20 protein-coding genes are annotated in these 24838 nt (G+C 49.0%); 1 reads left to right on the forward strand and 19 read right to left on the reverse strand.

The genetic code is table 11. From position 1 onward, the window contains the following. Positions 1-7 precede the first annotated feature (7 nt). The 9 genes from ACZYR9_RS00555 to ACZYR9_RS00595 form a co-directional block, all read right to left on the reverse strand. A complete protein-coding gene (locus tag ACZYR9_RS00555) occupies positions 8-1282 on the reverse strand; it encodes a Rieske 2Fe-2S domain-containing protein (protein WP_488976500.1) in 1275 nt (424 codons plus the stop codon). Between the two features lie 120 nt (positions 1283-1402). Beyond that, on the reverse strand, positions 1403-2467 hold the full coding sequence (locus ACZYR9_RS00560; RefSeq protein ID WP_488976501.1) for an ABC transporter substrate-binding protein: 1065 nt from the start codon (positions 2465-2467) through the stop codon (positions 1403-1405). Between the two features lie 247 nt (positions 2468-2714). Next, positions 2715-4655, reverse strand: coding sequence for a TRAP transporter permease (locus ACZYR9_RS00565; protein ID WP_488976502.1), 1941 nt, complete (start codon positions 4653-4655; stop codon positions 2715-2717). Between the two features lie 59 nt (positions 4656-4714). Next, complete coding sequence (locus ACZYR9_RS00570; protein WP_488976503.1) at positions 4715-5791, reverse strand: TAXI family TRAP transporter solute-binding subunit; 1077 nt, start codon at positions 5789-5791, stop codon at positions 4715-4717. Positions 5792-5892: 101 nt separating this feature from the next. Further along, positions 5893-7095, reverse strand: a complete 1203-nt coding sequence (locus tag ACZYR9_RS00575) for a Gfo/Idh/MocA family oxidoreductase (RefSeq protein ID WP_488976504.1) — start codon at positions 7093-7095, stop codon at positions 5893-5895. Between the two features lie 213 nt (positions 7096-7308). Next, positions 7309-8559 (reverse strand): Rieske 2Fe-2S domain-containing protein, encoded by a 1251-nt coding sequence (locus tag ACZYR9_RS00580; RefSeq protein WP_488976505.1) that lies wholly within the window; start codon positions 8557-8559, stop codon positions 7309-7311. A gap of 64 nt (positions 8560-8623) precedes the next feature. Next, positions 8624-9337: a class II aldolase/adducin family protein gene (locus ACZYR9_RS00585; protein WP_488976506.1), complete on the reverse strand. Its 714-nt coding sequence runs from the start codon at positions 9335-9337 to the stop codon at positions 8624-8626. Positions 9338-9403: 66 nt separating this feature from the next. Continuing rightward, on the reverse strand, positions 9404-10186 hold the full coding sequence (locus ACZYR9_RS00590; RefSeq protein WP_488976507.1) for an IclR family transcriptional regulator: 783 nt from the start codon (positions 10184-10186) through the stop codon (positions 9404-9406). A gap of 204 nt (positions 10187-10390) precedes the next feature. Then, on the reverse strand, positions 10391-10741 hold the full coding sequence (locus ACZYR9_RS00595) for a hypothetical protein (RefSeq protein ID WP_488976508.1): 351 nt from the start codon (positions 10739-10741) through the stop codon (positions 10391-10393). 246 nt (positions 10742-10987) lie between these two features. Between ACZYR9_RS00595 and ACZYR9_RS00600 the strand changes: the two genes are divergently transcribed. Then, a complete protein-coding gene (locus ACZYR9_RS00600) occupies positions 10988-11788 on the forward strand; it encodes a C39 family peptidase (protein WP_488976509.1) in 801 nt (266 codons plus the stop codon). 55 nt (positions 11789-11843) lie between these two features. Here the strand turns inward: ACZYR9_RS00600 and ACZYR9_RS00605 are convergent, their stop codons facing one another. The 10 genes from ACZYR9_RS00605 to ACZYR9_RS00650 all read right to left on the reverse strand — a co-directional run bounded on the left by ACZYR9_RS00605 (position 11844) and on the right by ACZYR9_RS00650 (position 24456). After that, positions 11844-12047 carry a hypothetical protein gene (locus ACZYR9_RS00605; RefSeq protein WP_488976510.1) on the reverse strand — a complete coding sequence of 68 codons (204 nt, stop codon included), beginning with the start codon at positions 12045-12047 and terminating at the stop codon, positions 11844-11846. A 144-nt stretch (positions 12048-12191) separates the two neighbouring features. Further along, positions 12192-13190: an ABC transporter permease gene (locus ACZYR9_RS00610; protein WP_488976511.1), complete on the reverse strand. Its 999-nt coding sequence runs from the start codon at positions 13188-13190 to the stop codon at positions 12192-12194. Then, the gene (locus tag ACZYR9_RS00615; RefSeq protein ID WP_488976512.1) at positions 13187-14689 is read right to left on the reverse strand and encodes a sugar ABC transporter ATP-binding protein; all 1503 of its coding nucleotides are present in this window, start codon (positions 14687-14689) and stop codon (positions 13187-13189) included. The genes ACZYR9_RS00610 and ACZYR9_RS00615 overlap by 4 nt, the downstream gene beginning before the upstream one ends. A gap of 91 nt (positions 14690-14780) precedes the next feature. Further along, positions 14781-15932 (reverse strand): sugar ABC transporter substrate-binding protein, encoded by a 1152-nt coding sequence (locus ACZYR9_RS00620; RefSeq protein WP_488976513.1) that lies wholly within the window; start codon positions 15930-15932, stop codon positions 14781-14783. 40 nt (positions 15933-15972) lie between these two features. After that, positions 15973-17403, reverse strand: a complete 1431-nt coding sequence (locus tag ACZYR9_RS00625; RefSeq protein ID WP_488976514.1) for an aldehyde dehydrogenase family protein — start codon at positions 17401-17403, stop codon at positions 15973-15975. Positions 17404-17466: 63 nt separating this feature from the next. Then, a complete protein-coding gene (locus tag ACZYR9_RS00630) occupies positions 17467-18594 on the reverse strand; it encodes a zinc-binding dehydrogenase (protein WP_488976515.1) in 1128 nt (375 codons plus the stop codon). A gap of 49 nt (positions 18595-18643) precedes the next feature. Continuing rightward, positions 18644-19720: a zinc-dependent alcohol dehydrogenase gene (locus tag ACZYR9_RS00635; RefSeq protein ID WP_488976516.1), complete on the reverse strand. Its 1077-nt coding sequence runs from the start codon at positions 19718-19720 to the stop codon at positions 18644-18646. 235 nt (positions 19721-19955) lie between these two features. Further along, positions 19956-21542 (reverse strand): response regulator transcription factor, encoded by a 1587-nt coding sequence (locus ACZYR9_RS00640; protein WP_488976517.1) that lies wholly within the window; start codon positions 21540-21542, stop codon positions 19956-19958. Then, positions 21517-23280, reverse strand: coding sequence for a cache domain-containing sensor histidine kinase (locus tag ACZYR9_RS00645; RefSeq protein ID WP_488976518.1), 1764 nt, complete (start codon positions 23278-23280; stop codon positions 21517-21519). The genes ACZYR9_RS00640 and ACZYR9_RS00645 overlap by 26 nt, the downstream gene beginning before the upstream one ends. A 30-nt stretch (positions 23281-23310) precedes the next feature. Beyond that, positions 23311-24456, reverse strand: coding sequence for a sugar ABC transporter substrate-binding protein (locus ACZYR9_RS00650; RefSeq protein ID WP_488976519.1), 1146 nt, complete (start codon positions 24454-24456; stop codon positions 23311-23313). Positions 24457-24838 lie beyond the last annotated feature (382 nt).

A 24838-nucleotide genomic window follows, 5' to 3' on the forward strand; every position in this document is an offset into this window, starting at 1 on the left:
GGGGCGTTTAGAACTTGGCGGTCATTTCTTCAAGCAGCCCCTCTTTCCAATCCACTCCCTTGGGCAGGAACTTATCGCAGCCTCTCACCTTGCTGTGTGTATCCGGCTCCGCCCCGCGCGGCGTTTGGCCTGCCTCAACGTCCCGTGTCGCTTCCAACAGCAGCTGGCGCGCTGCAATAATGGCGGTATCGGCGGTGCCCAGCTTTTCCTTGGTTCGATCGCAGAAGGGCAGCTCCATCGTTTCCTGCAGCGCATAGTCTTGGGTATTGATCCCGGTGATACCTGTGAAGGTTCGGGTTCGCTGCACTTCACGGTCAATCAGATAATCATTGGAAGGATTGCGCACCAATTTATAACCCGGCAGCATGTCTTCCTCACCGCGACCGAAATCGGTTTCGTGCTTCTTTACAAATTCAGGCGTGAAGGGAATATCAACGTCCGATGAGTACAAAAAGTTGTAGACCCAAACATTAGCGTCATCGATAGGCACCCACAAATGCCCTGCGATCGAAGGAAATTCTTCCATTTGCCCGTCGTTCCAGCGGATCATGGCGCCTCTCATCTGCTGAGCCGGCATAATGAATTGATAGGCTCGAACGTAATTGTTGTCTTCTTTCAGGTCGCGAATGCCGGCGTACTTGAAGCCGTAATTGGTTTTGACCACCTCCAGCTTTGGGGCAGTCGCCCTTGTCCTAATCGCATTTTTATCCGCAATGTTATTATTATGGGCGAAAGAGGAATGGGAAGTGTCTATGCCCCCTTCCAGTGCCTGCAGCCAATTGCACGCCTCGAAGGTTTTCGATATGTTGCGATAGTTTTCTGGCGCCCTCATCCATTCGTAATCCGGATATCCCGGCTGCAGCTCCTTGGGTCCCATGTACGTCCAGATGATGCCGGCTTTTTCATAGGCAGGATAAGATTTCAGTTTGACGCTGTGCTTGAAATCGCTCGTCGGCGGCTCATTCGGCGTTTCCACGCATTGACCGCTCGTATCGAACTTCCATCCGTGATACACGCAGCGAAGGCCGCATTCCTCATTGCGCCCCCAGAATAAATGGGCCCGGCGGTGAGGGCAGTATGCATCGAGCAGTCCGATTTTTCCGTTCGTATCGCGAAAGGCCACCAAATCCTCTCCCAGGAGTCGGACGCGAACCGGCGGACAATCTGCCGCCGGCAGCTCTTCGCTCAAAATAGCCGGAATCCAATAACGACGGAAAAGCTCGCCCATCGGGGTTCCCGGACCTACCCTGCACAGCCTTTCGTTGTCTTCTTGTTTTAGCATATTCCATCTCTCCCCTGATTTCCTAGATGAGGTTTAATCATAAGTATAATGGCTATTGCTTTTCGTAAAATCCCCGAGTTCCGATATGATGAACGCAAGAATAAAACTCTTAATCGCCTCTTACTTCGCATAAAACCGCTCATCCACCACTTGATCGACACGGATTTCTTTGGCAAGCGCTCCGGTTTCCTTCACCGTATCGATGGCCCATTTCATGCCTTCAAGGTTTATTTTGCCCTTGTCCGCAAGTGCCGGCAGCACAAAATCGAATGATTTTTCCGCATCGGCTTTATTCATTCCCAGCTCCGCCATGGCGATTTGCAAAGCTTCTTCGCGGTTGGCATTATCCTTAACGAACTTTACGGCCTCGGCATGCGCCGACATAAAGGCGTAGACGATCTCCGGCGTTTTTTTAATCACGTCTCCATTGGCAGCGATCATGTTGTGATTATAGGTCTTGAGCTCGTCGCGCATTAAAGACAACCGGGTGAATCCAAGCTCTTCGGCCTTCAAATCGGTGGGCTGGCTCAGAATGGTTACAGACGCCTGACCGGTTTGAAGCGCCTGCAATCGGCCCGCGTTCTCTCCTGCGTTGATAAGACGTACGTCCTCGTTAGGCGTTAACCCGTTTTTCTTCAACCAATACTGCAGCTGAATGTCGGTTCCGTTGCCGGGTACGTTGCTCGCCGCCGACTTTCCCTTCAGATCGCCGGGACTTTTGATGTCCTTGGATACAAAGATCGAATACATCGACTTATCGTCCAGCGTGCCGATCATCTTGACGTTCGCGCCCTCTGCAATCCCGGTAATGACCGACTCCGGAAGCGTGGAGATCAGCGAATATTCACCGGTTTGCAATCCTCTTAACGCAAGGACCCCGCCTTTGACATATTCAAGATTGACATCCAAATTGACGTTCTTATAAAATCCTTTCTTTTGCGCTACGAAGATCGGAAGATAGCTCATGTTTTTCGAAGGCAGCGCCATGCTCACCGTAGTCAGCTGATCCGGCTTGGTCTTCTCAGCCGCTGCGGCTTCGCTGCTGCCATTTTTGCCTTCCGATGCAGGCGATTTCGCAGCTTGGCCTCCGCAACCTGCAGCCGCCAAAAGCATCGAGGTACATGCAAGCAGCATCAGCGTGTGTTTTGCGGGTCCTCTTAACGAATTTTGAATCCAACTCTTCATCCCATTCGTTCCCCCTTCGGATGTCGGCAGCTTCACCGCTATAGCACGGTCATATCTTATATGAAAACGCTATAGATATTGGGGAAGGCCCAAGCCCCGACACGTATTTAATATCCGCCCTCTTCCTTAAAAATACGTTCCGCAGACCCATAAAAATAGGGCCGGTTCTTTTATAATGAACAAGGCCCAAAGAAATTCATTTTCATTCATGAGGCTCTATATTTTAACCTCATCTCAATCCTGAGGATTATAAAGTTTTGTTCTCCCTTAAAAGGGGTTCCCGCCGTCCCGCAAGCTTTGGAATGACGATCATCAGCGCAACGGCGATGCCGATCATGTCCATATAGCCCTGGGGAAATATCATCAGAACGCCGGCCGAAAAGATGACCAGCCGTTCAAAGGAACTCAGACTTTTCGCGAGCCATCCCTCAATGGCGGCGGCCAAGCAAGCAATCCCAATGGCTGAGGTCAGGACGGACACGGTGATGACCGCCACGCTGCCTTCAAGCAGCAATCCGGGCTGATACACAAACATAAACGGCATGATGAACGCGACTAATGCGAGCTTACAAGCCGCCCAGCCGATTTTATTGGGATCGGCTTGAGCGATGCTCCCCGCTGCGATACACGCGGTAGCTACAGGCGGCGAAATGCACGAAAGGACGGAGTAATAAACGATAAAGAGATGGGCGGACAAGACGCTCACTCCCAAATTAATCAGAAGAGGCGCAGCAAGCGCTGCCGTCAGGATGTATGAGGTGGACGTAGGCAGACCCATACCGAAGATGATACACATAACGGCTGTGGCCACAAGGGAGAGGAATACGTCGCCAAACGTGAATTGGAAGATCAATGTGCCGAATTTGGAGGCCAGCCCCGTCAGCATAATTTCGTCAATAAACATGCCCGCCGCTGCACAGGCCAAGGTGACCGGAATGACGCGAACAAGCGTCTCCTCGCAGGCCTGGATGATCCGGATCGGACCAATTCTTCTTTGCGGATTGAACCAGCTCAACACAATAATCAGGGCACATGCCAGAATGGCCGTATAAGGCGCGGAAAATCCTTGTTCGATTCCCCAAATCAGGAACAAAATCGGCAGAAGATGCACCCATCCTTCCTTCATCACTTCCTTGAATGCGGGGACACGGTCCATGGTAGGCATATTTAATTTTTTGGAGCGAAAATGAACTTGAAGAAAAATGCCCGTATAGTACAAGATCGCCGGGATAATGGCGGCCACCATAATATCGCTGTAGGGAATTCCGGCATACTCCGCCATCAGAAAGGCTGCGGAGCCCATAATCGGCGGAGCAATGCTGCCTCCTGCCGAAGCTGCCGACTCCACGGCTCCGGCATAGACCGGATTGTACCCGATCCGCTTCATGATCGGAATATTTACGTAGCCTGTTGTCAAAACATCCGCCGTTGGACTGCCGGAGATCATACCAAACATACCGGCTGACAATACCCCGACTTTGGCGGGGCCTCCGACCGAGCGGCCGGAAATCATCGAAGCGAATTTAAAAAAGAAATCTCCCCCGCCGGCTTGCGTGTAGAAGGCGCCGAACAAGACAAACATAAACACATAGGTTGCGGCTACTCCAATGGTCGTTCCAAATATGCCGTTCACCGTGTAAACCATATCGTCTAGATAATGGTTTAGCGTAATCAGACGATGAGAGTAAGTTCCGGGAATCCAATGACCGAAAAAGGTATAGGCCATAAATACCAGCACGATGATGGTTAATGAAGTGCCCAAGGTTCTTCGCGTGGCTTCCAACGTCAATAATACCAAAGCCACGCCTACGAAGGTTTCAACGGCAGTCAATTTGTTAAACAGCGGAATCCTCTGCAAATACTCCGGAGTATGAAACAAAAAGAAGATCCAAATGGCAAACGAAAGCACGGAATAGAAAATATCCCACAGGGTCGGCAGATGCTTTGTCCCGCTCTTTCTTGAGCTGAACAGCAAAAACGTAATGCCCAGCACAAAAGGGTAAAATATTGATGCGTATTGATACAAATCCATATTTCCAACCGCGCCCAGCCAAATTTCGAAAAGGGTCAGCGCCAGAGCGAGACAGATAATGAGAAGGCGAAAAAGTCCTTTTGGTGTGCGCAAAGCCCCTTCTTTAAACCACTCTTTATAGCCGGGTCGCGTAGTTTCCGCTTGTTCATTTGCCATGATGAATACCACCTTTCAAGCTTGATGGGAGTTCAGGCAGTCCACTCGTACCAGAATGGTTATTTTTTTACGGCTCCTATTTCTTCATACAGCACCTTGGCTCCCGGAGACAAAGGGACAGAACCGGTGTCAGCCAGCTTTTGCGGAGAAATCTCCTTCATGGCAGGGTGCAGTGACCGAATGATTTCAATTTGATCCACTAAGGCCTTGGCCATTTTGTATTGATCCTGTACACTGGCTTTTTTACTTACAAGAATCACGGCGCTTAAAGATACCGTTTGGACATCTTCCTGCTGCCACCTGTACGTTCCCTTGGGAATCGTTGCGGCATTCAGGTCCCATTCCTTTTTCAGTGCTTCGCGGGATTTTTGATCCAGGCTCCACAAGACCAAATCGGTAGTAACCGAGGTTTCTTCCACCTTTGAATCCGGAGCAAAAACGAATTCAATGGAAACATCCATACGATTATTCTGCAATGCTTCGGCCCGCTGCGAGCTTCCTGCCCAAGTCAACGAACCGCCCCATTGTTTCAACGTCTTTTCGGTTATACCGTTAACTTCCAGCAGCGTAGCAGCCCCTAAGGAATTCATATTCCCTTTTTGATTAATGGCCATTCTTGCAGGAACCTTCTTTGCAGCAATATCCGACAGACTTTTTAATTCGTACTTATCGGCAAAATCCTTGCGCACGGTGACATGGAGCACGGCATTGTCATATATCGTGCCAAGAGCCGTCAAGCCTTCATATTTCTTATTAAATGGAGCCGTTCCGTTATGAGCTGCGATCACCTCAATGGATTGCACAATGCCCAGTTCGACTTGTCCCTCGTCAATTAATTTTATGTTGCCCGCTCCGGTGCCCGGTTCATAGGTGGCCGCAGAGCCGGGATAAGAGGTTGCAAAAGCCTGGGAGATGACCTGCCCCATACCGGACCAAAACCCTCCGACCGAGCCTCCTGCAAGAGTGACGGTCATCGGAGCTTTGTTATTTTTATCGATCTGAGCCGCCGAGCCTCCTGGAGACTTGCTGTCCGCAGCGGGATTTACGGATGCCGTACCGGAACAAGCGGCCAGACTCAGGGTCAAACCCAAGGTCAGTAACGCAGTCAGCCAACGCTTCCCGTACTGTTGATGCATGTATTTCATCTCCTTATTCACAATTGTAATCGCTTACAATTGAAGTGTTTTATCCATTCCTTTAAACGATCTCCACAGCGAAGCCCCCATCCTCATACCACTCACTTCAACGGCACTTGATGGGATAAGATTACCTCTTTCTTTTCCCTTGAAGAAGTCAGAACCGCCAAGCAAACCTCCAGATTGGCAAGCCCCCATCTTCCGTCATGAATGGCGCGTTTGCCATGAGTTACCGCATGATAAAATTCCTCTATGACCTTATCGCGTCCATTCACATCTTTAGGCAGCGTCAGGTGCTCCACTCCCTCTTCACTATAAATCATGAGACCTTCCGGCGTTTGCCGCATGTCGCCGCGTTCCCCGCTGACCACCGTTAGCCCGAAGAAAGGCTGCTGCAAATCCCCGGCGCCGCTGATGAAAGACGATTTTCCGTAGTATCCGGATCGGCTCCCTTTTAAAGCTTGTTCCTGTTCCCTGCTTAGTGTTCGCATCATTCTGCGATAGGAGGCATAATCACCGGCTTTCACCCGTTCTCCCCATTCTCCGATGCCGTAGGTCCATTCCGTCGTATGAAAACGATCATACCCGTTATAAACAGCGGTAGCGGAGGCGCCGTCTTCAAACTCCAAATAGACGACATGGCTGCCTTCCGTCGGCCTTCCGGAATCCCAAGCGCCTGTAGAGGCGCGAACGCTTCTCACTTGGCCGCCGCCCAACAAACGAAGGATATCGAACTGATGGGAGCCCTGGCGAAAGGTTACCCCTCCTCCCGATTCCGTTTGAAGCTCCTCACGCATCCGCGGACGATACAGCCAGTCGGAGTAGCACCAGGTATGGGCCATGGTAAACCTGCCGATCCTGCCGCTTTCAAGCACTTGTCTCATGGTTAGAATCGGCGGGTCAAAGCTGTGTGAATGGCCGACCACTATCTTCACGCCGTTGGACTCTACGGCGGCGACCATCCTGTAACCCTCCTCCAGCGATACGGCCATCGGCTTTTCCAGGATGATGTGCTTCTTGGCACGGGCGGCAAACAGAACATGCTCTGCATGAAACGGCGTCGGTGTGGCGATATAAACGGCATCCACCTCAGGTGATTGACACATGTGTTCAACGCTCTTAAAGGTTTCGACAAGAAAATCCCTTTTGAAAAGACGAAGCTGTTCCTCGTCCAAGGAGGCCGCCGCTGTAATGAGCATCCCCGGATGCTTCAGCAGAGCGGGAAGCATCGCTTTGGTTGCGGTGCCAAGGCCGGCGATTGCTATACGGATCACCGGTCTTGGCGGTTGCGGATCGGAAACCATAGACATTTCCTCCTCTATTCTTCCGTCTCTGTCGTTATCATCCGTTTCACCTCTGCCACTTCTCCCCTCCAGCCGCAGGCATGGCACCAGCAAAAATAAACGGTGTGATGCGAATTCCAGTATTCGATGACTATGCTTCGGGGATCCCCCATAGAATGCCCGCAGCAACTGCAAAATGACGCTGTTACCAGGTCAGGTACTGGCTCATTCATCTTAACGGACTCCCACGCGTTGAAATAAATCGATCAAATCCTGCACTACCGGACAATACTTAGTCTGAAACCTCTGAGTAATGCTTGCGAAGCCTTCGCTAAAATGGTGCTTTTTACGCTCGAGCGGAAGCTCGATGAAGGAATTGGAGGCCGGATCACGGAAAATATTCATCGGCTCCTCCCCGCGCTCCACCTTCGCCATTTGCTCCTTCAGCAATTGTCTGAACAGGATGATTCCTTTATCTGTCGTACCCAGCTTCTCGCTGGTACGGTCGGCAATAGCTCCTTGCGTGATCCAGCACATCATGTCCTGGCCGTCAATATAATCCGTAATGAACTCACCGTCGGCATCCTTATAAGGCACTTCATATAAACAGACCTCCTTAAGCTTCTCGGGAATTTCCGCTTCCGGTCCGGGAACATAAGCGTTATACCAGATGTGCCAGGTGTGATAATCGTCCATCGGCACTCTCATCTGGAAGGCATACGTTCCCAATCCCCCGCTGCCGACAGCCAGCATATAGGGGAACACGACCGGATGGCCTACCTTCCAGTCATCGCTATCCTCCGTTTGGCCCTGAAGCAATCTGCGTTTGACGATGCCGTACGGAAACCGGTCAAATTCAATTTTCAAATGCTTGCGCTGAAAGGCCACCTCCTGCTTGGAGCCGTTTTGCGCAGTGATGTACTCATGGTAATGTCCATGAAGCCATTCCGTATGAATCGGATCCATTGAATTTTCCATAATTTGCAGCCAATTCACCGGCAGCACCGCATGACCGATGACCCGGATGGCGTTGTCCACCACAAATCCGTCAAACCGGGGCAGCAGCGGAGCAGGCTCAGGGCCCAAATAACCGAAGAGCAAGCCTCCCAACTCCTGGACCTTGTAGGCTTTAATTTGAATCCGGTCTTTAAAGGTGCTGTGTTCGGGCTCATTAGGCTGATCTATGCATTGCCCTTTGGAATTAAAGCACCAGCCGTGATACTGGCAGCGGATCCCGCTTTCCTCGGGAATTCCGTGTACCATCGAAACGCCTCGGTGCGGGCATCGTTCCTGTACCAAGCCATAGCTGCCCGACAAGTCCCGAAACAAAACCAAATCCTCTCCAAGCAAGCGCACCTGCTTCGTAAATTTATTCTTCAGCTCCGAGACGGCACCCACCGGAAACCAATAACGGCGAAGCAGGTTTCCTAAAGGTGTCCCGGGGCCTACTTGAGTAAGATAATCGTTCTGTTCCTGACTAATCATGAATGACGTCCTCCTAGTCATTAATATTAGCTTCATGTAATTGTTTCTTACGGCTGTGCTTCTCTTACTCTGCGATTCCTCTTAGAGCTCCTTGCCATTCCGCTTTCTCCTGATGGTACGTCCAACATTTCTCAATGATGCCCGGCTGCCAATTGGATGCTCGGGTCCGCTGCAGATTATCACCCTCTAGGACCTTCACGTTTGGCCCAAGCAGCGATGCAGCATATTGCTTTTTGGCATTCTCCTCCATAAACACCGAGATGGTAAATGCGCTTTTAATGTTCTTGGATGCCACCACGCTGCCATGATGACGAAGCATAACCGAGCTCGATTTACCCAGCTTTTCTGCCACCTGCTCTCCCAATTCCCGCGTATTGATTAGACTCGAAATTTCAAAGCATGGAACATCCAGAACAAAGGCTCCGACGCCAAAGACCGGTTGAAGGGGAATATCTGCGATGCCCAGCACCGTTTGGTAATGGGGATGATTGTGGATCACGCTGCCGACATCCGCCCTTCGTCTATAAATTTCGGTGTGGATGTGGAACTCGCTGGGCGGTTCCGATTCCCCTTCCAAAAGCCTGCCTTCCATGTCACATAGGACCACATCTCTTACCGTGAGGGAGGCCCGGCTCGCTTTACGGGAATTGATGAGAAAGCGGTCGGATTCGGGGATACGGACACTGACATGACCGTTATTGTCCAACAGCTCTATTCGTTCCAACATCCGGACTGCCTTTACGACAAGCAATTTCAACTCGTCAACACCAGACTCCATTAAAAAAACCTCCTCTACTCCGTCAATGGATTCATCCCTTCTGCAGACGATTACCAATCCGCCGTTTTATCCTCTTGCCCCCGCCATCATTCCGGAGTGACCCAAAGCCTCGGAAATGCGGTCAGCGCTTTGCGTCACTTTTGTAATCATCAGCTGCAAACGGTCATCGGTTAATCTTTGTACAGGACCGGCAGCGGTTAAGCTTGCAACCAGGTCATCGGTATGATTGAAAATCGGTGCTGAAACCGAGAAGGCTCCCTGTACCCTGTCATTGACGGATGTCCAGTACTTCAGCCGGGCGATCTGCTCCAGACATTCCATCAGCTTGGACTTTGGCATGAGCAGGAGCCCGTCTTTTTCGCCCTGATCGACGATACGGCACTTCCGATGCTCCGGCATAAAGGACAGCAGCACCATACTGGATGCTCCCTGACACAAGGGAACCCGCTGTCCAACCTTAATAAAGCTTCTCACGACTTCAACACTCTCTACCGACTCAATACATACCCGATATTCTTCATCCACGATGTTCAGACCTACGGTTTCCGAAATTTCACCGCAGAGCTGATTCATATAAGATAAAGCGACGCCTCTTAGAGACAGATTGCCTCTCACGATGGATCCCAGCCGAAATAATTTTAACCCCAGGCTGTATTTCTGATTGTCTTCATTTTGGTTGATGTACCCGTAGAACAGCATCGTTCCGAGCAGCCGATGAACCGTACTTTTGGAAAGCTTGCTCTTGGCGGAGATCTCGCCAAGAAACAATTCGGGAGTCTCCATGGTGAAACATTCCAGAATTTTCAACGCTCTTTCCAAGGACTGGACTTTTTCACGCTCAGCCTTCATGATCCACCTCCTTCGCTTGATCATTCCGTTATGCGGAATTCATTTCATCATATGGTATGGTTACATTATACTCGCCGAATCGATCCGTATTTTTCAGGATTTTTAATACGAGTATTAATCATTCCGAAATGTCGTATAAAGACCCCGATAAAAAAAACAAGCCGACACCTGTAAAGACAGATGCCAGCTTGCTCTTAAAGTTATCTATGCCCGGACCTCTATAAGATCCTTGACTCCCAATTTGGAAATCACTCTGCGCAGCTCGTGCTTTAATTCGAGATCCACCTTTTCGCTTGCTTCTACGTTTTCAAAAGCCGTACGGACAATGCCGCCGTTCTTGGGATTGGCGAATAAGGAATACGTTTCCTGAAGCTCGTCAATAAATTCCTGCACATTCTGATTATTGGGTTCGACCGATAATTGACTGATCAATATTTGCAGATTTCTTGCTTTTTCAGACTGTTTAGCCATTCTCCGTCTTCGATATCTTATGATCAGGATGAAGATGACTACATTTAATAGAATAAGTGAAACATTTAAAACATTGCCTTCCACAATGAAATCCTCCTACAAATGGGATAAGTTATCTTCTATTTGAATGTTCTTCATTTCCATTTCTTCATTTCAATGATTGTATGCTAACGACCCGGCGCCCTTTTTGTGATAACGCTTTATAACTTATACTTACAGATTGTAGTATAAAGAAATCCATCATGTCAATGAAATCAAAATTTTAACCTCACTACGAAATGTAGTATAATGAAATCATCATACATCATTATAAACAAAGTGGAAGGGATCATGATTTTAAAAAGCATAAAAGCACTTTTCAGTGCCGTACTCCTCATTGGACTTGCCTTCTCCAGCGCAGCGATGCTGTTCCTGCTGTATATGAAAATAATCGAAAAGAATGAACAGGCTGTTTCATCCGATTTGATTTCCCTCTCTGCCGTCATCTCAGACGCGAATGAATCAGCTCCGGAATACAGCAAAAAAAAGCAGTCCGCCATGCTGGATGCTCCAATCCTGCAGCAAATGCCCGAGCTCTATAACGGATGCGAAATTACGGCATTGGCCATGCTGCTTCAGTATAAAGGAATTAAGAGAAATAAAATGGAGCTTGTCCCCGAAATGAAGAAGGATCACACCCCTATTCAGTACAATGCGGACGGAACGATTCGATCCTGGGGGAATCCGAATCTCGGGTTTGTTGGAGATGTAACGGGGAAGCAAAAAGGCCTCGGAATATATCATGCTGCATTATCTGATTTGCTTCTCAAATACATCCCGACGGGGGTCGATTTGACTGGCAGCACATTTGATGACTTGGAGCGGCAAGTATCCCAAGGTATACCCGTTCTCGTATGGACTACGGTTTCTTTTACCGTACCTGCGGACCGACAGTGGGTTGTATGGGACACCCCGATCGGGCCTATTCGAACTACCTTTCAGGAGCATACCGTACTGTTAGTCGGCTACGATGAGAAAAATGTATACGTCAACGACCCGTTGAGCGGCAGAAAACAGTTGCGCATTCAAAAAGAACGTTTTATAGCCACTTGGGAAGCATTGGGAAAACAAGCTTTAAGCTATACGGAATAGCTTAAAGCTAGAGTGTCCAATAAGTCATGGTATCGCCTATACCAAAGAGGATAAATCATATGCCCGCCAGCATCTGAATCCACCCGCCCCATCGTCTTGCACGCTTGATCATGACGCGATCCAGGCCGAACCCAACGGTCAGTCCGGCAAATAATAGGAATGGCATTGCCGTACCTGCAGCAAAAATGGACGGAAGAAGGAGGCCGCAAGAAGACTGCAGGGTGAGCGGCATGAGCGTTCCGAAAAATAATACAAGCATCGTAGGGCAAAAGCCAAGGGAAAAAGCGGTGCCTAAGAGAATTAACACTACATATTGTGGTTTGATTGACTCAACCTAGTCAATGCAATAAAAAAATCCCATTTTATTGGGATTTAAATTTATTTTTAGAATTAATTACCATGTTCATTGTAAATACTTTGTTTTTAACGCATCGACCACCACAGCGATAAAGATCATCAAGCCCCCGACCATTGTGACGTAATAAGAGGAAATCCCAAGAATTTGCAGGCCTGTTTGAATGACGGTAAGCAGCAGCACGCCGCCTAAGACACCGGAAATATTTCCTCGTCCTCCCGTCAAGCTCACCCCTCCGATGACGGCTGCAGCCAGCGTGTACATAAGCAAATCGGAGCCGAAGGTCATCGTTACGGCACCCATATATGCGGAGAGCAAGTACCCCGAGAAGCCCGCCAGTCCGCCCGAAACGGCAAACGCATAGATCTTGATCCGATCTGTCCGTATCCCGCTTACGTAAGCGCTTCTGCTGTTCCCGCCCGTTGCAAACAAGCTTCTGCCGAACACCGTCTTCTTCCAAACGAAATAAACAATCAAGTAGATGAGGAGAAACGGAATAGGGAGCACGGGAAGACCGGCGATGGTTCCTTGTCCGATCCAGGTGTAGGCTGCAGGAAAATTGATAATGGAACGGCCTTGGGTCAAAGCCATGAGCGCTCCCTGCAGGATAAGCCCCATGGCCAGCGTTTCGATCAAAGCCGCAGCCTTCCATTTGGCGATCAGCCAACCGTTGATGAATCCAACGCAGACACCGAACAAAACAATGGCCAGGACGGCGGCAAACCAAGGAAATCCTCCGTTCATCAAGGTTGTTCCCAGCCCGGCGCTAAACGCGAGCACACCTACGACGGACAGATCAATCTCCCCGATAATCAGTACGAAGGACATTCCTGCGGTCAATACGCCAAGCACAGCTGTCTGCACCAAAATATTTTGCAAAATCGATTTGGAAAAAAACGTGGAGTCGATTAACCCCATGATGATGATACCAAAACCAAGGAGGAACCAGACAATATGATTGGCAAACAGCCGGACCCATCTTTGTTGGTTCTGAGCCAATGGGAGCACAGACTGCGATACGACAATATTGCTTTCCTTTACATTCATGCTGCACCATCCTTCACTGAATCACGCATTTGAATCACCTGCTCGGCCGTGAAGCCCTCATTTTCCACTTCATGAACCACCTTGCCATCGGAGAAAAAGATTAAACGGTCCGCCACCCTGAGCAGTTCATTGTAATCATTGGTCAGATACAGAACACTTAAACCCGACTGAGTCAAGTCATCAATCAGAAACAGGATTTCCTCCCTGCTTTTCACATCGATTCCTATGGTAGGCTCATCGATAATCAACACCGACGGATCCACGCTTAAAGCTTTGGAAATCACTACCTTCTGCTGATTTCCCCCGCTCAAATTGCCTACCATTTCGTAAATAGAAGCGGCTTTGATGTTCAGTTGAGTAAAATAATTGTTGGAATTGGCGAGCTCTTTGGCCTTGTCTACCAGGCCCATCAGCTTTTTGAGCTTCGATCCCAGGATGGATAAACTGATATTTTCTTGGATCGGAAGCTGCTGGACAATCCCTTCTTTATGGCGGTCGTAAGAAACATACACCATATTATGCTCCAATGCCTCGGCGGGTCCTTGAGGTATGCCGATTTCACAGCCGTTTAAATGAATTTTGCCGCTCTCTACCGGATAAAGCCCGAACAGGCCTCTGCATATTTCCCTGGCGCCCGAACCGGGAAAACCGATTAAGCCCAAAACTTCTCCACGGTGCAAACGGAAGGATACGTCCTTTAACTCCCGGCCCTTGATGTTCCTGCATTCCAAAACGGGCTCCTTCTCCACTCCCGATGCTCTGGAACGGACACATAGCTGCACATCCTCGCCTACGATCAAATTCGTCAGCGTGCGTTCGTCAACCGAATCGGCGGCATAGCCGGTGAAGGACTGCCCGTCACGGATCACCGTAATCCGATCGCACAGCTTGAGTACTTCCTCAAGATAATGGGATATAAAAATAATGCCGGTGCCCTGTTTTTTCAGCCTGAGGACGAATTCAAACAAGCTGCTTCTCTCATCCGCCGAAAGGGCCGTTGTCGGTTCATCCAAAATGATTAATTTCGCTTTACTGAACAATGCCCTGATCATATTGAGCTTTCTTTGATTTACAAGCGATAAATCCTTGGCTTTCATCCTGGGATCGATAGGAAGTCCGTATTCACGCAGCTCCTGCTCCGCCTGCTCATACATGGGCTTCCAATCCACGAGCCCCGACTTTTTGCGCAGCCATACGCCCAAAAAAAGATTTTCAGCGACGCTGAATTCGGGAATGATGGTCGCATGCTGAGGAACGACATAGATGCCCAGGTCTTGTCTTTCTAGCACGGAAAGCCGATCCATCGGCTGCGAATCCATTTCAACCGTTCCGCTGTCGCATGAAAGGACTCCCGAGATGATATTGACCAACGTGGATTTGCCTGCACCGTTTTTACCGACCAATCCGTGAATTTCACCATGGTCTAAGGAAAACTCGACATTCTTCAATACTTCCTTCCCGCCGAAGCTTTTGTAAACATTGGAGACCTCAAGCAGCAATGGGATTCCCTCCTTCAACCCGTTCTTCCGTCTTTATCGCATAAGATGGAGCCAGCCGTGCTTCACTCCATCTTATGCCGTTGATAAAACCTTAATATCGTAACCCGTACTTATTCCAGGCCACATTGCCCCAATGGGCATCATTGTTCACATTGCTGCTGTCAATGACATAAGGATCGATAACCATATGCGGTCCGGTTTGACCCTGCTTGATCGGCGCTTCTTTCCAGAAATAGTTGTCGTTCTTATACGTCTCGATCGGGACCTTTTGTCCCTTCAGCGTATATTTATCCAGCATTTCTATGACCAGCTCGCCATAAGCTACGCAATCCTGGTTAATCGTGGCGTCGTACCAGCCCTCTTGAATCCGCTGCAGAGCAATCGGCTCCGCATCGATCGTGACGAAGATGACATGTCCTTCTTCGCCTACTTTTTTCAATTCATTGGTTTGCTTCAGCGCCTCATAGAGTCCCATTGCGGGGTTGTCGCTCGGCGCGTGAACCGCGTCAAGGGTTTTGTACTTCGCAATCGCATTCAACGCCACATCCTGCGTCTTTCTCATATCCCCTTCGGCCGGCATCGCCAAATAATGGATGTTCGGATATTTTTTCATTACCGCATCGAAGCCTTCCTTCCTCGCTCTCCAAGCCGAGCTCGACATCGCCCCGTAAGCGTTCAGAACGTTGCCTTTGGCTTCGCCGTACTTTTTCTCGAGCCTTTTTACGATTTCCATAGCCGCCATTTCACCGGCTTTGTAGTTGTCAAAAGCTACGGTAAACGCTACATTGCCGCCCGTTGTCGGAGTATCGAAAATCGAAACCGGAATGCCGGCTTGCTCCGCTTTATCGATCGCCGTAACTAACCCTTCGCTGTCGTTGGGATCCGAAATAATCGCTACCGGCTTCTTGGAAATAAAGTTGATGAATTGGTTCGTTTGTTTAGCGGAATCGAAATCCGCCACGCTCGCCTCGAATTGGTAGCCCAGCTCCTCCGCTTTCCGCTTCGCCGCTTCCTGCATAGCAACGAAAGCGTAGTAGTTCAAGCTTTTGTGAGCGAGAGCAATCAGCCCTTTGCCTTGAGAGGCCGCAGGCACCGAAGCGCCCCCCTGCTGCTGCCCGTTCTGCTCCGGAGGCGAAGATCCGCCGGCGGCTTGCTGCTGCCCTCCTCCGCATGCGGACACCGCGAGCGACAGCATCAATGTGACGAACAATGCCGTAAAGCTTTTTTTTCTTATATTTTTCATTGACATCCCCGATTCTATTTAAGATTCCTTTCATACCGGTTTACATTACACCTCGAAGCACAATGCTTTTGATTTGGGTCAGCTCTTCGAGGGTATACAGCGTTCCCTCTCTGCCGATCCCGCTTTTCTTATATCCGCCGAAAGCGCTGCATACCGGACGGTAGCAGGTTCCGCCGTTGATGGAAACAATCCCGGCCTCGATCTGATTTCCCGCATTCATCGCCTTATAAATATCCCGAGTGAAAATGGAGGAGTTTAAACCATATTGACTTGTGTTCACGATGTCGATCGCTTCCTGGTCATCTTCAAACGGAATTAAAGCAAATACAGGACCGAAAATTTCCAAATCCTTGGAAATATCCATATCCCTTGTCGCTTCCAGTACGGTAGGCTCGATAAACGCTTGGACCCGCTTCCCTCCCAGAACCAGATTAGCGCCTTGACCAACCGTATAATGAATTTGCCGTTCCACCTTCACCGCTGCGGCTTCATTGATGAGGGGACCGACCTCCGTCCTTTCTTCCAGCTGGTTCCCGATTTGTTTTGCGGCCAGCTTCTCAACCAGCTTGGTTTTAAAATCTTCATAGACGGATTGCTGCACGAGCAATCTTTTGTTGGCGCAGCAGACCTGGCCGTTGGCCAGCAGCCGCCCGAATATCGCATGATCGACCGCAGCGTCCAGGTCTCCGTCCTCGCACACGATCATCGCATCGTTTGCGCCCAGCTCAAGAAATACCCTCGACAAGTTTTTAGCACCGTTTTGGGCGATGACCGTGCCTACTTCCGTGCTTCCTGTAAAGCTGACAGCTTGAACCTGCGGACTTTTCACCAAATAGTCGCCCACCACTTCTCCATAACCGTTTACAATCTGCAGCGTATTCTGCGGAACTCCTGCCTCATGCAGCATTTGTGCCATACGCGTCACGGTTAACGGATCATCTTCCGGCGGTTTGACAATAATCGCATTGCCCGCAGCCAAAGCAGCCCCCGCCTTATGAGCAAACAGCTCAGCCGGAAAATTGAACGGGATGATGCCCACGATAACGCCCAGCGGTTCGCGCTTGGTAATCATCAAATCCTTCTCAAGACCGGATTGAATTTCTAAAGGGATGGTTTGACCGAACAGCCTTTTGGATTCTTCCACAAACCCTTCAAATATGGCGGCTGCCGTGTCCAGCTCCCAGCCTGCCTGCTCCAGCGTTTTGCCGTTTTCCGCACTGAGCAGCCGGGCGAGCTCATCGCGTTGGGCACGCAGATGGCTAACAAAGCGGTTGATGATCTCCGCCCGTTTAAAAATCGGCGTCTGCGCCCATGCTCTCGCTCCAGCCTGTGCGGCATCCAATGCCTTCTGGGCATCCTCAATCGTTGCGGCCGGTATGGTGTCGATCAGCTCCATCGTGGCCATATTCCTAACTTCAATGACATCGCTGCCCGAGGCATCGCGTTTTTCTCCGTTCATTTGGGTTTGCATGAAATGGATACACCCTTTCCTTTTGAAATTGTGAAATCGAATGATTATGATCGGATCCTGCAGCTAAATCCATGGATTAATCGCGATTTTGATCACTTGATCTTCGCCATCCAACCGATATCCTTTTTTGCTCATGGCTGTAATGGCGTCCCCGATCCGATCTAATCCAAGCGTTTGCGTCACCAGCTTATCGTAAGGAAGCTCCATTTTCTCTATGATGTTCAGCGTCATCTCCATATGCTCCACATCGCTTCCCCAAACCCCGTGAATATCCGCGTTGTTTCGGAGAATATGCCAATGCGGATTGATGCTGGCCGTGCCAACGTCTGTAAAATGGCCAAGCTCCACGTAAGATGCGCTGTCACGCAGGTAGGACAGCCCTTCCGGAACGGATGCGGGGAATCCAGAGCATTCAACGACCATATCGGCACCACGACCGCCCTTGGTCTCCTCTTTAACCAGCTGGATACGTTCCTTGGGATCGCGGATGTCCTCAATATCAATGGTCACATCCGCGCCTAATTGTCCGGCCAGCTCCAAACGCCGCTTCGGCCCGCCTACGGCAATGACCTTAGCCGCCCCCGACCTTTTTGCAAAAGCAACCGCCCCGAGCCCGATCGCCCCGGTCCCTTGGACAACAACGGTGCTGCCGAAGCGGACGCCGCCGGCCCGCTGAAAACCGTGAATACAAATGGAGAGAGGCTCTGTCAATACGGCTATATGCGGCTCCATGTCCGTCTTGAAGAAAGATGTATTTGGGTATTGAATGTGAACATATTGGCTAAAGCCGCCGGATAATAAATGCGGTGCCTGATCGGGCATAAAGCCGTAAGCCTTCACATTGGCGCAGCGGGTCGGCGTTTTGGAGATTTTGCAATAGTAGCAATTTCCGCACGGCACTCCGGGCACTATGACCACCCGGTCGCCTTCCTTCACCGGTCTTCCGTTGGAATCCTCGACTACACCCTGACCAAGCTTTTCAATGATACCGCAAAATTCGTGGCCCAATATGATCGGATATTCAATCGTATTTAAGTGCCCGTAATAGATATGAACATCCGTTCCGCAAACACCCGCGAACTCCGTCCGTACGATGAATTCTCCAGCCTTCGGCTGCGGAACCTCATATTCTTTAATATGAAAATTCCCTTCGACTCCGTCCAAAACCGCTGCCTTTCCGATTAACGGCATGTTTGCTCCTCCTTTAAGTATGCTATATAAGAGCGTTTACAAATTAAAATCAAGGAATCAGGATGACCTTTATCGCTTTCTCCTCACGGTTCGCAGCACATTGTAAGGCTTGCTCGGCATCGTCTAATGCAAATTCGTGGGTAATCATCTTCTCGATAGGGAATCGCCCGCTTGCAATCAGACGGATGGCGGCTTGATAACCCCATGCACTCAGGAAAGACGTCTGCAGCTTTAATTCCTTAAACGTCATCTGCTGATCCGTTTCAATCGTGACCGGTCGATTCCCCGTTAAACCAAGATAATTGACCGTTCCGCCTTTTCTGGCGTAGTTCAGACTATCCTTTTGCGCTTGCGGCGTTCCCGCCGTTTCGAATACGAGATCGGCCCCTCTCCCTTCCGTCAAATCAAGCAGTCTGGCTTTGGCGTCTTCTTGTCTGAAATCAATTACCTCATCCGCACCCAGCTCTTTGCCTAGAGAAAGTCTTTCCTCTCTGGTGCCGATGAGGATAACCGTTGAAGCGCCTGCCGCCTTCGCTGCAACCGATGTTAGCAGTCCGATCGGCCCGGCGCCGATAACGGCTACCTTGTCTCCAAGCTTCGGAGGCGTCAGATGGACGGCCCTCACCGCCACAGCAAGCGGTTCCGTCAAGACGGCTCTGTTCCATGGAATATGATCGGGTATCCGGTGAACGATAGCGTTGGATGGGACAAACAAATATTGCGACCATCCGCCAAATAAGTGCGGCTCCCGGCTGCTGCTGATATTACAGCCGTACTGTCTTCCTTCCTCCTCGTCTTTGACGCATAGATTGTACATTCCCTCTTTACACCACAAGCACGTACCGCAAGGAAGAATCATTTCGACAGCGACCTTATCCCCTGGCTTAACCCCGTGCTTTTGTGCGGCGTTCCTGCCTAATTCCTCTACGGTGCCCACGAATTCATGACCGGGAATAATCGGATAAGGCTCCCCCCAGTCACCACGGAAGATGTGTTGATCGGAACCGCAAATTCCACACATTCGGACTCTGATAAGCAGCTCTTCATCGTTTAATACGGGTTTGGGAAAAGCTCTGATTTCCAAGGCTTCCCGTTTGTATACGACCGCTGCTTTAACCGCTTTCATTTCCTCACCTCCCTCTTCGCCTGCCTTAACTTATGATTAGATTTTACTTCTTTCGCGAATGCCGCAACATGTACGTGAGTTTTGATTCGGGTGTTCATTTTTTAGTACACAGGAAGTTAGGTGTACATTTTTTCGAAGGGGTGTAAAAATTTTGTCCCATGAACCATAAAAAGGCTTCTGAGCAAAGCCTTTTGGCGAAGATAAAAAACCTGGCCGGTGACCAGGTCCTTGTCTATTATTCTTCCATAGTTCCTTTGTATTGGTTAGGAGTGACGCCCGTCATCCGTTTGAAGGATTTCGCAAAGTATTTAGGGTCCTGAAAACCAACGGCCTCCGCTACTTCATAAATTTTCAGATGGGTATGCCCAAACAGCTCAATGGCTTTTTCGATACGCATTTTATGCACATAATCTATGAAGCTTTCTCCCGTTGCCTTTTTAAAGTAAGAGCTTAAGTAGCTTTTGTTCAAACCGACGTGCTCCGCCAGCTGCTCTAACGTAATCTCCTCATGAAAATGGTTTTCGATGTAGGCGACGGCTTTACTGATCACCTTATTCCCCCCGTATAGCAGGACGGAGCGCTCCGCTTCCAAATGCTCGATTCCATCGATCAGCCAGTCCTGTAACTCCTTGAAGGTCCGGATTTTTTTGACCTTTTCCATAAAATCGAACTTATTGCTTCCCCATAAAGGAGAAATAATATGGCTGTTGGATTGAAGTCCCTCCATAATGGCTAATATAATATCGATCATCATCATTTTTACGGATTCGACGCTGGGCTTACGTTCCTGAATCATAGCGTTGACTTCCGCAAGCAGTTCCTTGAGCTTGCTCCAATTCCTGGTCATGGTAAGCCGTTTAACGTCCTGCCAATTCTGATAAGCTTGAGCCTCGAAGGCTTCCGCAGGCTCCATGCCGCTCGTATCCACCACTGTCCCAAGCTCACGGTAAAAGGCATGCTGCTCTGCGAATTGCACTGCATTCGAATATTCCGCCGGAAGCTGTTCCAACCCTCGAGAGGTACGATAATACAATTGAACCTGACCGGATACCAAGCTTTTGAAAGCCGCATAAGCCTTCACTACCGTTTCATTTTCCCGTTCCACAGCCTTCTGCTTGCTTAGAGCCTCCGATTTTTCAATCACTGCCAAATAAGAGCTTTCGCTTAAACGAATCGCCACATAATGGGTCTCTCCCATGGTATCCTGAAATGCTTTGGTTATCGACTCATCTGTCGTTTCCAGGTTTTCATTGCAGGTAATGAACAGAATTAAACACGGCTTATCGAGCCAACAGAGAGAAAGCTTCTCGCTTTGCTGCTTCATTTTGGCAAAGTGCTCACCCGATAGAAGCGACTTCAACCATTTCTCCCGCAATAAGGGCAGGGATTGACGGGCTTGTCTTTGCAGCTCGCGGACCCATTCCTGATTCGTTCTGATCTGCTCAAATTCTGACCGGATTCTCGTTAAAACGCTTTCCAGATGACCGTCATCTTCCATTTCTGTCTTTAACATATAACCCGAAGCTCCGATCTCTAAAGCCTCCTTTACATAATCGAAATCATTGTAGCAAGTGAGCAGCAGTACCTTGATGTTGGGATAATCCCGCTTGAGGATTCTCGTAAGCTCCAGCCCGTCAATGATCGGCATACGAATATCCGTAATCACCAAATCAATCGGCTGCTGCTTAACGATGTTCAACGCCTTCTCTCCGTTGGCCGCTTCGGCTGCCACCTCCATCCCGAATTCACCCCAAGGAACCAGCGCTTTGAGCCCTCTTCTGACAATTCTCTCGTCATCAACCACTAAGACTTGGATAGTCATCCTTCTCCATCCCTTCCTTTATCCTGAAAGGCAAAGCAATAGAAATCCTCGTTCCTCTCCCTTTGACGCTATCGATGGATAACCCGTACGAATCGCCGAAGTAATGCTTAATTTTGTCATCCACATTCTTGATTCCGATTCCACTGGAATGTTTTCTTAACACATCAGGAGAAAATAAGGTTTTCAATTGGTCGGCATCGATTCCTCTACCGTTATCCTCTACAACGATTTCAACTTGATCGGCCTTCCGGCAGGCACTGATTTCAATCCTTCCTTCATTATCGCAAAGGCCGTGAAAGAAGGCGTTTTCTACAAGCGGCTGCAGAACGAATCTCGGCACAAGAACGGCTAATACATCCGAGTCGATCCGGTAGCGGATCTCAACCTGATCGTCGTACCTGTATTTTTGAATCCGGGCATAGTAAGATAAAACCTCCAGTTCTTCCTCCAGCATATGAGTATAGCTGCTCGTATTTAAGCTTGAGCGCAGCAGCTTGATTAAAGCGGTTAACATTTCACTGATTTCAGGCGCCTTATACTCTTTGGCCAGCCATTGAACGGAGTTTAACGTATTATACAGAAAATGGGGGTTAATCTGGTATTGAAGCGATTGCATTTCGATTTGCTTCTTTTTCCTTTCAGATTCGGAGATTTTATCAATCAAGCTTTCGATCTCTGCTACCATTTGATTGAAATTACGGCTCAGATCGCCGATTTCATCCTCCGCATCAATCCTAGACCTCGTATAAAATTTGCCTTTCTTGACCTGACGCATATCGATCTGCAGCGTTCTCAACGGTTTAATCAAGCGGTCGGACAATCCCCACCCTAACAGGATGGATATGACCAGAAAAATGCCGATTAGCATAAATACGATGTTCCGGATCGAAGCAAAGCTTTGCTCAATCTTCACGTTCGGGATGAATGCAGCGACCTTCCAGCCGCTAAAATAATTGATATCATAAATAAAACTGTATTCATGGCTTAATCCGCCAAGCAAATTCGTATTCGTGATATATTGATTGGAATATTCCTCCTCCGACGGCAGTAAAGATTTATCCGAACTGTACAGAATGCGGCCGTATTTGTCGATCAACAAAATTTTGCCCAGACTTTTCAGGGTAGGACTCTGAAACAGTTCATCAAGCTTATCCTGCTTCATTTCGATGATAATCACAGCCGGCGGTGTATTCTTCGCAAGATTAAAGGGATATACAAGGGATACGACCCTGTCTGTTTTGGGTTCATTCAGGGAATAATCGTTCATGTGCGGTCCGATCCATGCCTTCTCTCCCGGATGCTGCACAGAGCTAATATACCATTCTTTGGATTTCAAGAGCTCCTGCTTCAGCACGGACGCGGTCGAATAATACCGTTCCCCTTCAATCACATGAATGTCATCGATGAAGGTGCGGTTATTTTTCAGAGCCAAAAGAAATTGACGGAAATCCTCCTCGTGAATCCCGCCTGTCCCTCCTGCTTTCTCAAAGGTGGCAAACACTTGGTAATACACCATTCGCGACATCAAATCCATCTCGTTCAAATGATAGTTAATATTCTCATTGAGCTGATTCACTGTAATTTGGGCATACTCCAGTACTTGCCCTTTCACGACTTCGGCCGTTTTTTGATAAGGAATGAAGCCCACGACGGCAATAGGCAGAATCCCAATGAAGACAAAGCAAAAAAGGAGACGGCGTTTAATGCTTTTCCGAAAAAAACGAACGATCCATCTCATATGCGTCCTCTCTTTATTTGATATAATGGTTTAATAATATTTGATACCCCACTCGTTAAAAGCAATATTTCCCCACAGCCGCTTGTCGTTCACATTACTTGTGTTGACTTCAAACGGCGGCAGAATAAGGCTTGGACCTGACGGGGTCTGGGAAATGTGCGCCTTCTCCCAGTAATACTTGCTGTTTGAATAGGGCTCTAACGGAACCTTCTCTCCCTTCCGGGCATACTTATTCAGAAGCTCCACGCAAATTTCACCGTAAGCGATCGGATCCTGAGAGATCGTGGCATCCAAAATCCCCTCCTTAATCCATTGATGGGCAATCGGTTCTCCGTCAATCGTGACGAAAATCACATGCTCCTTCGAGCCCTTGGCATGCAGTTTGTCTTTTTCTTTCAATGCCTGATAAATGCCGCGGGCGGGAGTTTCCGAAGGCGCATGAACGGCGTCAAGCTGGGGATATTGGGCCAAAATTTCGGCCGTCACATCATGCATTTTGGTCAAATCGCCTTCCGTAGCACGGCTGATTAACTCCACATCCTTATAGTTTTTGATCACCGCTTCAAAGCCCAGCTTGCGAAGATTCCATGCGTGGCTCTTCAGCTGACCAAAACAGTTCAGCACAACCCCTTTGGGCGCTCCGTACTTGTCCGTCAGCAAATCAATCATTTTTTGGGCGGCCATTTCCCCGGCCTTGTAATTATCGAAGGCAATCGTAATCGAAGCTTCGCCGATCATCAGCGGCGTATCGATAATGCCCACCGCAACGCCTTCCCTCTTGGCGGCATTCATCGTTTCTTCCAGCCCGTCGCTGTCTACCGGATCTGCAATCACTGCGATCGGCTTCTTGGCCAATATCTCCTGTATTTGCTGAGCCTGCTTGGACGGATCGAGATCGGCCACGGATGATTGAAAACCCCATCCGATCGATTGGGCTGCACGGTTAACGGCTTCCTGTTGAATAATATAAAAATAGTATCCCAAACTTTTATTGGAAAAGAATAAAAACGTTTTTTGGTCTTCGGAATCCGAGTCCTTCATGTCCAAGCTCCTTCTGTTTGAAATCGATTTCTCACAAGCGGCAAACAGCCCACCGCTCACGCAAAGACCCGCTCCCAGCACCGTCCAATGGGTCATTTTCTTAAGAAATTGACGCCGGCTCATGTAAGAATTCAACTGTACCCCACCCCCACAGCATGACGTTAAGGTTTCCAGTACGATCTACCCGCAGCAATAAAACGCTTTCAAATTCATTTTTTACGTTACGCTAACGGATTAATTCTCTTTAGTGCAAGTTAAAATTGGTAATAAATGGGTTATGTAATAAATTAGAATGGAGTGCTATGGATAGGTTTTCAGATTAAAACCGTGATCTTTGAGGCGAAGATGTATGTTACTTGGTAGTTTTGGAATAATTTTAATTCAACATCTAATAGGTGTCAATCTTACTTGGGGCGCATCTGCCGGCAAAGACGCATAAAGCTCTGCACAAAACAGCAAAGACAGGCCGGAACTTCACCTGTCTTTGCTCTATTCCCCATCATCCAATCTAGATGAG

The sequence above is a fragment of the Paenibacillus sp. F024 genome (assembly GCF_057814255.1).